Here is a 13,682-nt window from a genome sequence, read left to right as displayed (position 1 = left end):
AATCGATGGATATTCACCGATTGCATCTTTACATTTTTATGAGATGTCCTCCGTCGAAGAAAAATAAATATTTTTCTTGTAAAGGACGGTGAATGATATCTTCAATTGCTTTTGTATATAAATCAATTTGAACACGATAACGATCACTTAATATGTTTTCAAGCTCATCTTTTTCTGCTGTTATTCTACCTTGTATTGTATCAGTTTTGTAATCTAACAAAACCGTACCTTGTTCATCTTCAAATAAAACGTCGATTACACCTTGCACTAAAACCGGTTCATCCTTCCCATTTTCATAAAGAGTATCTGCCTCTAATGCATAACTAAATGGAATCTCTCGATAAACATTGTTTGCGTTTTGCAGTCTTTGACCAATATCTGATGAGAAAAAGGCCACAATTTGCTCGATGTTAATCACTTTAGCCAAATCTTCTGTAAGAATTTCCTTTGTAACAAGCTCTTCAACTTTCTTTTCAATTTCAGCCTTTGTTACTTTTTCAGTTAAAGGAATGTGCTGCATGACAGCATGCATGGCTGTTCCTCGCTCCGCAGGAGATATTGACTTGCTTTGCATAAAGCTTGGTCGATTATATAACAAAGACTGAGAGGCTTGTTTCTTAATGAGCTGCTGATCACTATACTCATCTGTAACCTCCCGTTGTCTTTTCAACTCTGTTACAGATTGCTTTGAACGACTTTTCGTTGCTTGTTGGAATGGATACGACCAAGAAAGCTGATCTATGATCACTTGTTTCTGCTCACTTTCTAGCATCACTGCTTCACCTTTTTGAATAGATGTGAGCAATTCATCATTTCGCTCTTGATCATCCTTGAATGATTAACAAGCTCTTCTCCTTTTACTTGTTGAATTGTCCATCGTGATGGGTGACTTGATATTTCTTCTGTTAAACAAATTTGTCCATCACCTAACACAACACATTCTCTATGGCGAATTAACGCAGGGCCAACCCAATCAAGGTAGCTTTTCGCTTTAGCCCGTTCAAAATCAGGTAAAAGCCAATCTTGATGTGCTATGTGATTTCTCCAGTTCGTTATCGTTTTGTCCGGGTCCTTTAATGTTCCTACTAAATACAGCTTTTCCTTTGCACGAGTTAGCGCAACATAAAGCACTCGCATTTCCTCAGCAAGAAGTTCCATTCTCATTTTTTTCTTTAGAGCAATATAAGGCAGCGTTGGGTAGCTTACTCGTAACTTAGGATTAATAAGCTTTGTCCCAAATCCAAGCTCTTTATCAAGCAAATACTTTTTATTTAAATCCATCATATTAAATTGCTTAGAAAGCCTGCAACAAACACGATTGGAAACTCTAACCCTTTACTACTGTGAATCGTCATTAGCCTTACAACATCCTCTTGCTCTCCAAGCGCACGCGCTGCTCCTAAATCATCACCGCGGTCCTGCATACGTTCAATAAAACGTAAAAAGCGAAATAACCCTCTAAATGATGTTGCTTCATATTGACGGGCACGATCATATAGAGCACGAAGATTTGCTTGACGTTGTTTTCCACCAGGCATTCCACCGACAAAATCAAAAAACTTTGTATCACGGTAAAGCTGCCATATTAAATCAGAAACTGATCCTTGTCTCGCTATATCTCTCCATCCCTGCAAGAGATCAATAAAGGGCTGTAATTTATTAGAAAGCTGTTCATACCTTGGATCGTTAGCAGCCAAAAATGCTTTAACTGCATCATAAAACATTCCTTTATGATCAAACGTACGGATAATGGCTAATTCATTTTCTGATAAGCCAACGACTGGTGAACGAAGTGCTGCCGCTAATGGGATATCTTGATAGGGATTGTCAATGATTTTCAAGAGAGATAGCATAATTGCTACTTCAGTTGCTTCAAAATATCCATCTGATAAATTCGCATAAACCGGAATTCCAGCTTGCTTAAATTCTTCCATTATTTGTGGTGCCCATGGCATAGAGCGCAGAAGAATGACAACATCTCGATACGTAACAGGACGTGTTCCACCAATACCACGATCGTACACAGGAAATTGTTCATCTATTAATGTCTTAATCTTACGAGCCATTAATCTTGCTTCAAGCTGAACAGTTTCTAGCTCTTGCTCATCAAAAACGCCCTCGGTTTCTGTGTCACCATCTTTTTCTTGTTCGTCTCCACTACCACGTTCAATGAGTAAAAGCTCCGTTTTCATCAGATCATTTTCTGGATACGTGGCACCAAGCTTTAATTCTGCGTCATCATCGTACACAATTTCCCCAACTGTTTCTCCCATAATTTGTTTAAATAAATAGTTCGTTCCATCTAACACTTCTGAACGGCTTCGGAAGTTTTTGGATAAATCAATGCGCATTCCTGTTTGCTCAGCAGATTGTGTAAATCGTTTATACTTGCTTAAAAATAGAAAAGGCTCTGCAAGACGGAAGCGGTATATGGATTGCTTTACATCTCCAACCATAAAGAGATTTCCTGTTGCTTCTTCATCTTTTGTCACAAGCTTTAAAATTGACTCTTGGACAAGATTCGTATCTTGATACTCATCAACAAGAACCTCCACAAACTGCTGTTTATAATAAAGTGAGGCTTCACTTGGTTTATTTTCATCCATTTGCAGAATTTGTAAGCAATAATGCTCTAAATCTGCAAAATCGACGATTCCTTTTTCTTTTTTCATACCTTCATAGCGATGGGCAAACTGCAGGACAAGGTCAACAAGCTTTTTGACAACAGGCTTTAAATGAACAAAATCCTCCTTATAATGCTGAAGTGAACGAGAAAACAATTCATCGCGTAATTGCTCGATTTGTTTCTTAACCGCATTACGTAAGGCTGTTACTTGGTCTGTTAAACTCTTATCATATTGATCACCCTTGACGATCTTAGCACGTGACATTTTAAACTTTTTTAGTTGCTCACCCATTCCATCCCAAGAATGCTTATGCGCCAGAATATCTGAGAGCTGCTTTAAGTCATCGTCCAGGTTTTCCGCACGTGGAGCAGGTCCGGCTGGTCTTTTCGTAAGCTCCATTGCTTGAAGAAGCTGCTCCCGAGCACCTAATAACTGCATCTCAATATCCTGCATTAAATAGTTCATAAACGGTAACGAATTCATATCAAAATCATCGTCCAGGTCATACATGGCAGCAAGCTGATTCAGCCAAACACTTGGCATTGGATGTGATCTTGAAAAAAAGTACAGCTCTCGAATTAAAGATTGCAGCTCAAGATCACTTCGGTCAGATGTATAACGATCAACTAAATCAAAAAATTCTTCGTTATCTTCCTGACTGTATTCCTCTTCAAATAGTTCATCAAGAACTTCATCAATTAAAAGCTGACCTTCTGTTGAATCAGCAATACGGAAGCCAGGATCAATATTAATCAAATAATAATATTTTCGTACAACCTGCAAACAGAACGAGTGTAGAGTTGAAATTGATGCTTTATTGAGTAACGTAAGCTGTCTGCGTAAGTGTAGCGAAGATGGATTTTCTTTTAGTGCTTTTTCAAGTGCCTCACCAATACGGTGCCTCATCTCAGCTGCAGAAGCATTTGTAAACGTAACAACTAATAAAGAATCAACATCAACAGGATTTTCTTTCGAAAGAATTTTACGAATGATTCGCTCAACTAAAACAGCTGTTTTTCCCGATCCGGCAGCAGCTGCAACTAATATGTCCTGTCCACTTGCAACAATCGCCTTCCACTGATCATCCGTCCATTGGCTGTTCTCAGGCTTTGCTATGATTTCACTCATCAACTCCAGCCTCCTCTCTCATTCGTTTTAACACCTCATCATTTTTTTCACTTTTTAAGATGCGGTAGTTATTTTCCTCTAACGATTCATCAAATTGACATACAGACTTATATTCACAATACGTACATGGCATTTTATCCTTAAGCTTATAAGGGCTAATATCGATTATTCCATCTGTAATATTCGTTCCAATTTTCTTGAAAGTAGATCGCACATGATGACGTAATAATTCAAATTCAGCTTCACTCGCTATAGAGGATGTTGAGCGGAATCCTCCATCCTTTTTCAAACCGGCTGCAATAATGTTTGAACTGCTTCCTTCAGTAAGAGAATGATCCATCATTTTCACTGCTTCCTCATCACCGAGTAAAAGTCCTTTCATTTTAAACTTTTTAAAAATTTCATCATCAAGCTTTTCTTCCGGTAAAAGAGATGAAGCCTGAATCATCGGATCATGAACATGGAAATATAATACCCCGGCAGGAGTAGCTTCAATTCCAAGCCACAGCTTTGAGTTTGAAATAATAACATCTAAATAGGTGAGCATTTGAAGAGCTAAACCATAATAAACCTCAGAAAGCTGTACATTTTTTTCACTCGACTTATAGTCAACAATTCTTAACAGTACACCATTTGATCCTGTTGCTTTATCAACTCTATCAATTCTTCCGGCTACCTCCATCGTACAACCATTTGGCAATGTAAAACGAATTGGTGGTAGTTCCCCACCTTTACCAAAGCCGAGCTCTAGGCCGACTGGTGCAAAGCCACTCGCCTTTGCGTGTTCACTTAGAATGGATGATGCCCGAGCAAGAATTTTCTGTAGCTTTCGCTTGATATAATGATAACGATTGGAGCTTAACAGGATTTCTTTTTGCAATCTTGGTGCAAGCTGCTCAACCGCATCATTAGAAAGTCGCTCACATTGATCCTTCGTTAACTCTTTCCAATCCAACTTTAATTGATGTAAGCGATCAGAAATCAGTTTCAAGGCAGAGTGGAACATTTGCCCTATATCAGGTGCCTCAAGCTTGAAAAACTGTCTTTCTCTTAGCTTTAAACCATGTGAAGCAAAATGAGAGAATGGGCAGCTGTTGAATTTCTCCATTCGCGACACACTTCCTTGAATATGTTCACCATATAGCTCACGACTAACAGATGTTTCTAGCTGTTCTGGCTTGTTTTCATACGTTAAACTGCTTAGCACCTTTTGCGTTAGTTGTTGATTGTCGGATGATACAAAGTAGTTATAAGCATCCCACCATAATGAGTGAATCGGATATCCTCTTTTCCACGATTGCAATTGAGATGTAACATAAGAAAGTGTTACATGCTGGTTTACGATGAACGAGAGCTGCTCTTTTGGAGAAAGCTGCTCAGGCTCATTTAACAATCGCTGCTGCTTTATTGTTGGAAACATTTCTTCCATTCGCTTGATAATGACAGAAGGCAACAATGCCTTTCCTTCTTCATCAGCCATCGCATAGGAGAGATATAATTTTTCAGAAGAACTTGATAATGCCATATAAATGATAAAGTTTTCATCAAGAAGCTGCTGTCTTGCGGTTGGTGCAAGATTTACTCCCTGATAATGAAGAGCCTCTCGATCGTCTTCTGTTAAAATGCCTTCCTCCTTTGGTCTAGCAGGAATAACGCCATCATTTACTCCAACAATAAATGAGCACTTCACGTTGAAAAACCTGGATTTTTCAAGATCTGCAATCAACACCTGGTCAATGGCTGGTGGCACTAACGAGAATTTCATTGACTCAAGACCCGTTTCAAGCATCTCTGAGAAAAGCTTTAAAGACACAGGCTCTTCCGCCATCATTTCAACAAACTCGTCTAATAAGTTTATAACGGCCTGCCAAACCTGATCATGCTCTCTCGCTTCTAATAACAAACCTTTTTCTTCTGCTGCAATCCGAAGTGCTTCAAGCTTTTTGGGAATGTGCAATTCTTCTAAATAAAGAAACAAAGCTTCTGCCATCTCTTGACCATTTTGACTTTTCTTTAACCTTTTATGCAGAGTTTGAATTGGTTGAACAATAAGCTCTCGTAACTGATTTAGCTTGTCCTCCATTTCTTTTTCATCATCTGTGACAACAAATTCATCATCAAGAGAATAGAAACGGCGGTAACGGAAACGATCTCCATTTGTCCACTTTGATCCTTGAATGCCATACGAAAGAACATAGTTTTCTAATAAGTCCATATCTTCTCTCATAACATATTTGTCTTTTTCAGTTGGAAACAGCAACTCTGTTTTCACTGCTCGAAACACCGCTTCATAACGCCAAAACCCATTGATAATCTCGATTGTGGAGCGGATTAACTCTACTAACGGATGATTGAGCATAGAACGCTTTTGATCAATAAAAAACGGGACTTCATAATCACGGAATACCTGTTCAATCACATCACGATAATCATTGGAATTCCGTATAAGCAGAGCAAGATCACGATAACGATATTGACCATTTCTAATAAGTGATTGAATTTCCCTTGCAATTCCTTCAACCTCAGAGCGGCGATTTGCAGCCTGATAAATCGTAACACCAGGATCTTGATCAAAAACAGTTGTTGGTCTTATATCATAAAATGCTTCTAAATGTTGTAACGATTGACTACCAGCATAGCGATGCTGTTCTTTAAGAAGTATCGGCTCATCCACTTGTTTACCTGCTTCAGTAGCCAGCTTGAGAATCGTATTGTACGTTTTTCCTGTCATTTGAAATAAGTGCAATTCATGAGGCAGGAATTCCTTATATGCTTTATCTGCAGTAAGAGCAATCTTTACATTTTGCGCATGCTTCATTAAGGCAGCAACCACTTCGTATTCTTGTGGCGTAAAGCTATGAAAGCCATCAATATAAATATCAGCAGATTGTAAATAACTTGAGTTTTCTACTTTTTCAGCTAATAGCTTCAAATAATCCTCAGAATCTACGTATTTATGACTTAATTGAATTTCCAGTTGTTTATAAAGAATGGCCATGTCATGAAGTTTATCGGTTAATGATTTACGATCATGCTCGGTTTGAGCATTTGCTACAAATTCTTCCAACTCTTGAGGTGATAAGCAATATCGTTTAAATTCTGTTAACATTACTTCCAGCTGTTCAATAAAGCCATTTTTATCACTTGCTTTGGCGAATACTTTAAAATCTTGTTTATACTCCTCAACGAGTTTTCGGAGAAGCATTTGAATTCCAGTACCAGATAAATGATGACGAGTCATTCCCCCTGTTTCCTGTAAAACTCTCCAAGCTAAACGACTAAAGCTAAATGTTTGTGCACGAATCATCCCACCTAAATTTGGTGTACGTATTAACTCATATTCTGCTCCAAACGTCATTTGGTCTGGTACGAGATAAATAATTGGACGGCCAATTGGTTCTTGAAAGAGCCTGTCTCTTATTTCGTTTAAAATCGTCTCTGTTTTCCCGGTTCCAGAACGCCCCAAAATAAATTGAATACTCATGTTTATTCCCCACTTACGTTTTAGAGTGTTATTAGTTCCTATATGAAAAAACAAATACCACAACTAAAAGCAGCGTGGTAGTTTTTTAGTATTAATTTTCGTTCTATCTATCTCTTACTATTTTACTTTACTTTACAGGCAAATTCCATTTTTCATCTCTACCAACTTTTGTATGAGGAATACACCTCTATTACTCTCGGAACATACATTATCATTAGGAGGTATGTGATGATGAAGGATCGTATCGTGGAACTGTTTTTCTGGTTTGCGGCTGTTTGTGTGGCTAGTAATATTTATTTACTTATTCCGATTTATACTGAACTTGCAGAAGGGCTGTCGATTACATATGATGAAGCTGTTTTTTCAAGTACAATCTTTACGTTTTGTTACGCAACAGGACTACTATGCTTTGGTCCTATATCAGCTTCATTTTCAAAAAGAAATGTATTATTTTTCGGCATGATTGCCTCCTTTTGCTTAACGCTAATGATCACCTTTTCCACTTCACTCACAAGTTTTTACCTTTCTAGAGGACTTCAAGGATTTGTGTTAGGAAGCTTTGCCCCTGTTGCTTATGCTTATTGCTTTGATGCGTTTACAGTAAACAGAAGAACATTCATTATTGCGATCATTAATACAGGGTTTTTAATGGCTGGTATTATTGGACAACTGATTAGTTCACTAACTGTGAATGTATTAGATTGGCGGCTCGTTTTTTTTATTTCTTCGGGGTATGTTATTTATGTTTGTCTCTCGGTGCCTTCTATCTTCTTCCTGATGTGCTAGTTCAAAAGAAAGGGAAACCTGTTGACACCTTCACTACAGGTAGACTTTTTCAAACCCCACTCATTTTAGGACTTAGCATAACCTTTATTACTCTAATGTCATTTGTTTCTATATACGAAGAATTTGCTCAATACTATGTTGAACAAGAAAAAGAACTTTTTTACAGTCGATGTATTGCCTTAATTGGTACGCCGCTTTCTTTATTCAGCAGCTTTTGGATTAAAAAATATTCCCTCATTAATATTTTGCTTACTTGCATAGCGATTATCATCTCTTCCTTTGTACTCATGATATTAACCAAACACCTAATAATAATCACCATCTTATCACTATTCTTTGTCTCTGCTGTCTCTATTTTTATTCCTTCACTCATTACATTTATCGGCGAATTGGCCGGAGATAAACGCCCAACAGCTATTTCTTTGTACTCATTTACCTTATTAACAGGTGCAAGCATTGGCCCACTCGTTGCAAACCTTTTATCTTTTCAATATGTACTTCTTTTATTTATTGTTTTGTTTGGAATTGCATTCATTTTTTTACTAAGTTATAACAAATTGACTCAAAACAAAATTAGAGACTGAAGAATCTCAGCCTCTGACTATTTGTTAGTCTCTTTCCATAAACAGCGCTACCCCTATGCCACCACCTACACATAATGAAGCAAGACCTTTTTGTGCCTCTCTTCTTTGCATCTCATGTAAAAGACTAACAACAATACGAGAACCTGTACAGCCAATTGGATGCCCCAAACTAATTCCACTTCCATTAACATTGACTTTTTCTCTATCCAGTTCCAGCTGTTTCTCTACAGCAAGATATTGAGCAGCGAAGGCTTCATTTATTTCAACAACGTCTAGATCCTGAACAGACCAATTTAATGATGCTAACCCCTTTTGAATGGCTGGAACAGGACCGATTCCCATTACTTTTGGATCTACCCCTGCTACAGAATAGTGGGATATTTTTGCTAAAATAGCTAAGCCTCTTTTTTCCGCTTCTTCCTTTGCCATTAAAACAAGTGCAGCTGCGCCGTCATTCAAGGAAGAAGCATTCCCAGCTGTAACCGTTCCGTTCTCCTTAAAAATCGGTGCTAGAGCCGCAAGCTTTTCACTTGTAACCTGTCGTGGCCCCTCATCTTGAGAAACAATATTTTCTCCTTTACGTGTTTTCACACTTATTGGCAAGATTTCTTCTGCAAACTTTCCACTTTCAATTGCCGCTAAAGCACGATTATGACTTGATAATGCAAGTTCATCCTGCTCTTTTCTTGTAATACCATATTCCTCTGCCACATTTTCAGCTGTTTCCCCCATCATAATATGGTGAATTGGATCCTCTAATATTTCCCACACACTGTCTGTTACCTGGCCATGCTGAAGACGTGATCCCCATCGATGCTGCTTAAGTAAGTATGGACTTGAGCTCATTACCTCCACTCCGCCTGCTATCACAATATTCGAATGTCCTGTTTGAATTTGCATAGCAGCAGATAAAATAGCCTGCAACCCTGATGCACACTGTCGCTGGATCGTATACCCCGTTGTTGTATCAGGAAATTCAGCTAATAGAGCCGCTGTCCTAGCTGTATTAGGTTCATCTGTCCTTTGGATACAATGACCTAAAATCACTTCTTCCACATCCTGCTTTTGAAGCTTACTTCTTTTTACAACCTCGTCTAAAACAGGTACAGCCAATTGTGTAGGCAACAGATCTTTGAAAGCGCCTCCAAAAGAACCGATAGGTGTTCGCACAGCTGAAGTAATCACTACCTCCCGCATTTCTCCATCCCCCTAATTTTATATTTCTGAGGCATCGCTCATTACTTTCATTATAATATAGTTTAATAGAAATATTAGGGAATTTTTCTTCTTTGTGTATGTTTGAGTTTTTATATTTTGATTGATTGGGGGTTCTATTGGGCTGGGCTTCATCATCCGGGCTTTTGAAGACCATCTGGGAGGGATTCTATTTGGATTTTGGTCTTCATTTGGCTTATCAAAAACCGTCTGCGACTGATTCTATCTGGGGTTTGGTCTTCATTTGGCTTATGAAGACCGTCTGCGACTGTTTTTATCTGGGTTTTGGTTTTCATCTGGCTTATGATGACCGTCTGCGACTGTTTTTATCTGGGTTTTGTCGTTCATCGCCCTATGAACGACACCACTCGCTCTTCCCTCAACACTTTTGTCGTTCATCACCCCTATGAACAATAGCACACGCCCTCCCTTTATCATCAAAAAATGCTAACTCCACAAGTTATAAACAAGTTGAGTTAGCATTATTCTTCATTACCTACAATTCCTATGACATCATCCATTTTCACTAAACCAAAATGACGACTGTCCCGGCTTTGAATACGGTTGTCACCTATAACAAATATATAACCTTTTGGTATTGTTCCCTTATCTATAATATCCTCGAGCGTAAAGTTTCCTGTCTGCTTCGTAACATCAAGATCTTCGGGAGAAAGAAAAGGTTCATTTACAGCCTTTCCATTTACATAAAGCTGATCATCCTTATAATGAAGTTCATCACCCGGGAGACCAATCACTCTTTTCACATAAATGTCGTCACTATTCGGGAGTTGAAATACGACTACATCAAATCTCTTTAACGAGGAAAAATATAAGCTTAACTTGTTAATAGACAGCAATCTTCCTTCCTCATATGTTGGCTGCATGGAAACTCCCTCTACCTTATATTCAACAAAGATCAAGTTTTTCACAATAATAGCCGTTAAACATACTCCTACTGCCGTAAAAGCAATTTTACGCTTTTTCATATAACCTCCTAAAGGTTAGTGTTCTTTTTTCTCAACCGTCATGGTAGTATTCAATCTTTTTTCCACTCTTTTTCCAATGAACCACAGTAAAAAGATTACAACTCCTGCTATAACAGATCGAATTGGTTTTGTTATAAGAGCGTGCAGATCCTGCCCGATAAAACTTACCAAGAAAATCATGACTAGTTTACCCGATAGAACTGCCAATATAAACTGCCAGTAACTAATTCTGGACAAACCTGCAACAACATTAATCGCTGCTGACGGAGTAAACGGAAAACAAAGAATTAGAAAAAGCGGACTAAATCCTCTTCTTTCAATCCAGGTTAACAGCTTTTTAATTCCCTTTTTTTCTTTCAGGCTCTTAAAAACTCTCCATTCGCCAAGTTTCCTCATTATAACGAATACAATAATAGCACCTAAACAAGCCCCAATCCAAGATAAAAAAAATCCCATCCATAGTCCAAATGAATTTACATTGGCAACAATAAAGACAACTAGTGGTAAAAATGGAAAAAAGGCTTCTAACATTGGTAATAATATCGCGAAAAATGGACCAAATGAACGATAGGTCTCAAATAGCTCCATTAAATATTCTAATGTAAAAATGTCCTGTAACGTCTCAAAGTTCATCTTATACTCCTTGTAAAATCCTTTGTATCTATTGTACACACTTATGTTAAAACTTAAAAGATACAGGTACTTACTAAGTTTGTCATACTTGCGAATTTATTAAGATTCAATTATAATTAAATACGAACAAATGTTCTGAACCGATAGGGGGCATTTCTGTGACAAGAATACCAAGTGACGTTCGAGACATGATCGAACAAGCAATTTATTTACCGATGGCTGTTTCAATTTTTAATAGAGATTTAGCAGTTATTCAACAAAGTCCATTTAAATTACATCGTCCATATTTATCTATTGTCGAAGAGTCATTAAAACTAGTACAAAAGGATTTGGCTGACGTTAAGCGAGAACTTCAAAAACGAAACATCAAAGTTCATCAGGTTGAACGAGACGAAGCATTCACTCTTTATTCCTTTATTTACAACGGATATGAAGAAAAACATAATTATTTTAATCCGAGAATTCGAAACAAAGTATCTGAAATTATGGAATTATATTTATTTAAACCTGAAAAATAAATCATGGGAAAAGCACACAAAATCAACCCAAATAGTAGTACTTCCAAAATAAAGGAAAATAAGTTCAATAACTAATGCACTTCAACACTAGGTCCAATCAAAAAATCTAAATATGACTCTTAATCCATACCATAGTATCCGAAACGGTAAAAAAATAAGTTCAGGAAAATAAAAGACAACATCCGCAAAGAAATCGAATAAGGAATAAGTATCATGCTTTCTTTTGGCTCTTCGTTTTTGTAAATGTTTCTCTCTTCTCTTTTTAAATGACATCATATTCTCCTTTATCATCATATGTCTTAGCAGTAATACGGATTAACGTGTCTAAATGTTGCATTATTAGTTAAAATCATTATGCGTTAGGTAGACCCTGAAAAAGCTACCCACAAATCGGATAGCTTCGTCTCATTCTATCTTATTCACAATGAAGGTTAATTATTGAAATCGATTCATTTCTCTTATCATTTGTTCATAAAATGAACTAACTTCCTTCTCTCCTTTCGGAAAAAGAAGCATATTTATTTTTCTTTGTTCTTGTTCAATTCTTGAAGAAATAATCGTTCTTAACTGTGCTGTGCGGAAAAGTTGATTTTCAAAGGACCCTACTGACATTGGTAACGTTATAACTTTACCATTTGTAAACGTAATGCAAGTATTGTCTTCAATTGTTCCTACATATTCTTTCACAAAACTATGTGAAAGCCATGCACAATGCGGCCGTGTGGAGGATGTTGTTGGGAAGAAGTAAATTGAGTTTGTCGGGTCAATTACAATTGGTGGTTTATGTGTAATTCCCATTAAGTCTTTAGTCCCTTCCTTCCTGCCATTATAACTACTCCCAAAATATCTGCAACTTTGGTCAATAACATCCATTGGGCGTTTTCCAACAGTAAGATCTTGCTCAAGCTCCAGTACCTCAGTGATATACCTATTTTCACCAGGGAGAATGGCCATAGTAAATCGGTTAATAAGATAATCTTCCACTACCATTTTGTTCGTATCAATCACTGTTTTGCACCTCTTACTAAATTATTAGGTAAAATATCCCATAAATAATCTAGCATGTCTTTTTTCAAAATTCTATAAATTTACAAAAACTCCATAAAAAAATGACTTCTGTTACATATTTGTAATGAAGTCATTCATTATTCTGAGCTGCTGAATCATCAAATGGGCTTCTCAGACGATCTCTATCTTCCATTTCAATTCCAACTAGTGGGTTTAAAGCAGTTGGTAATAATTCTGTTTCTTCATCTTTATTCATGACATCACATCCTTTGGAATATCTTTTCCTATTGTAAGATTTTCATACATTTCAAAAATATTCCTGTTAAATTTTTTAAAAATTTTAACAATTCGGTTGATTTTCTCCTTAAAATTCCATACAATATAAAAAAGGCATCAGGGGTGATCTTTCATGAAAAATAAAAAGTCGTCGTACACTGAAATCATGAAGTCCCGTAACACGAAAAACGTTCCATCCGAGCAACCTGTATTAGACATGTATATTCAAATGATTTTGGATGAAGCGTTGTTTAACAGGAAAAAAGAATTGCTAGAAGAGCGTATCAATGATGCACTTGACACAAAGAATAAGACAGTATTTATGAAGCTATCAAAAGAATACAAAGGATTGCGTAAGCTAGGATAAAGGCTGCCATGTGCAGTCTTTATTTCTGTGATTATCCAATATAACATAAAAGAACGGTCAAGGATGTAGT

The 13,682-nt window shown here is 37.2% G+C and carries 11 protein-coding genes and 1 pseudogene; 4 read left to right on the top strand and 8 right to left on the bottom strand.

The annotated features are described in order from the left end of the window. Window positions 1–28: 28 nt before the first annotated feature. Both addA and addB read right to left on the bottom strand, forming a co-directional pair. Window positions 29–3,755 (bottom strand): annotated as a pseudogene (addA, locus tag MVE64_RS17685) (helicase-exonuclease AddAB subunit AddA). Then, window positions 3,748–7,239: a helicase-exonuclease AddAB subunit AddB gene (gene addB / locus MVE64_RS17680; RefSeq protein ID WP_247339923.1), complete on the bottom strand. Its 3,492-nt coding sequence runs from the start codon at window positions 7,237–7,239 to the stop codon at window positions 3,748–3,750. Before addB ends, addA begins: the two are co-directional and overlap by 8 nt. Before the next feature lie 228 nt (window positions 7,240–7,467). On the opposite strand from addB, the gene MVE64_RS17675 reads away from it, so the two are divergent. Together MVE64_RS17675 and MVE64_RS28160 are read left to right on the top strand one after the other, a co-directional pair. After that, on the top strand, window positions 7,468–8,025 hold the full coding sequence (locus MVE64_RS17675) for an MFS transporter (RefSeq protein ID WP_247339920.1): 558 nt from the start codon (window positions 7,468–7,470) through the stop codon (window positions 8,023–8,025). Between the two features lie 95 nt (window positions 8,026–8,120). Then, a complete protein-coding gene (locus MVE64_RS28160) occupies window positions 8,121–8,609 on the top strand; it encodes an MFS transporter (RefSeq protein ID WP_425594013.1) in 489 nt (162 codons plus the stop codon). Window positions 8,610–8,633: 24 nt separating this feature from the next. On the opposite strand, the gene MVE64_RS17665 is transcribed toward MVE64_RS28160, so the two are convergent. The 4 genes from MVE64_RS17665 to MVE64_RS17650 form a co-directional block, all read right to left on the bottom strand. Further along, entirely contained in the window at window positions 8,634–9,806 is a 1,173-nt protein-coding gene (locus MVE64_RS17665) for a thiolase family protein (RefSeq protein WP_247339916.1), read from the bottom strand. 267 nt (window positions 9,807–10,073) lie between these two features. Then, on the bottom strand, window positions 10,074–10,238 hold the full coding sequence (locus MVE64_RS17660; RefSeq protein WP_247339914.1) for a hypothetical protein: 165 nt from the start codon (window positions 10,236–10,238) through the stop codon (window positions 10,074–10,076). A gap of 68 nt (window positions 10,239–10,306) precedes the next feature. Further along, window positions 10,307–10,810 (bottom strand): signal peptidase I, encoded by a 504-nt coding sequence (gene lepB, locus MVE64_RS17655; protein WP_098794852.1) that lies wholly within the window; start codon window positions 10,808–10,810, stop codon window positions 10,307–10,309. A gap of 15 nt (window positions 10,811–10,825) precedes the next feature. Beyond that, window positions 10,826–11,443 carry a TVP38/TMEM64 family protein gene (locus tag MVE64_RS17650; protein ID WP_247339912.1) on the bottom strand — a complete coding sequence of 206 codons (618 nt, stop codon included), beginning with the start codon at window positions 11,441–11,443 and terminating at the stop codon, window positions 10,826–10,828. A 158-nt stretch (window positions 11,444–11,601) separates the two neighbouring features. Here MVE64_RS17650 and MVE64_RS17645 point away from each other — a divergent pair, with 158 nt between their 5' ends. Beyond that, complete coding sequence (locus MVE64_RS17645) at window positions 11,602–11,961, top strand: YhjD family protein (RefSeq protein WP_247339910.1); 360 nt, start codon at window positions 11,602–11,604, stop codon at window positions 11,959–11,961. Window positions 11,962–12,396: 435 nt separating this feature from the next. Here MVE64_RS17645 and MVE64_RS17640 read toward each other — a convergent pair whose 3' ends face one another. Both MVE64_RS17640 and MVE64_RS27435 read right to left on the bottom strand, forming a co-directional pair. Further along, window positions 12,397–12,969, bottom strand: a complete 573-nt coding sequence (locus MVE64_RS17640; RefSeq protein ID WP_247339908.1) for a competence protein ComK — start codon at window positions 12,967–12,969, stop codon at window positions 12,397–12,399. Window positions 12,970–13,099: 130 nt separating this feature from the next. Beyond that, window positions 13,100–13,225 (bottom strand): hypothetical protein, encoded by a 126-nt coding sequence (locus MVE64_RS27435; RefSeq protein WP_281730379.1) that lies wholly within the window; start codon window positions 13,223–13,225, stop codon window positions 13,100–13,102. A 153-nt stretch (window positions 13,226–13,378) separates the two neighbouring features. On the opposite strand from MVE64_RS27435, the gene MVE64_RS17635 reads away from it, so the two are divergent. Next, window positions 13,379–13,612 (top strand): IDEAL domain-containing protein, encoded by a 234-nt coding sequence (locus tag MVE64_RS17635; RefSeq protein WP_121664662.1) that lies wholly within the window; start codon window positions 13,379–13,381, stop codon window positions 13,610–13,612. Window positions 13,613–13,682 lie beyond the last annotated feature (70 nt).

Source organism: Metabacillus endolithicus (assembly GCF_023078335.1).
Taxonomy (GTDB): domain Bacteria; phylum Bacillota; class Bacilli; order Bacillales; family Bacillaceae; genus Metabacillus; species Metabacillus endolithicus.
The sequence above is the reverse complement of the archived record's forward strand: the minus strand, read 5'-3'. Positions and strand labels throughout refer to the sequence as shown.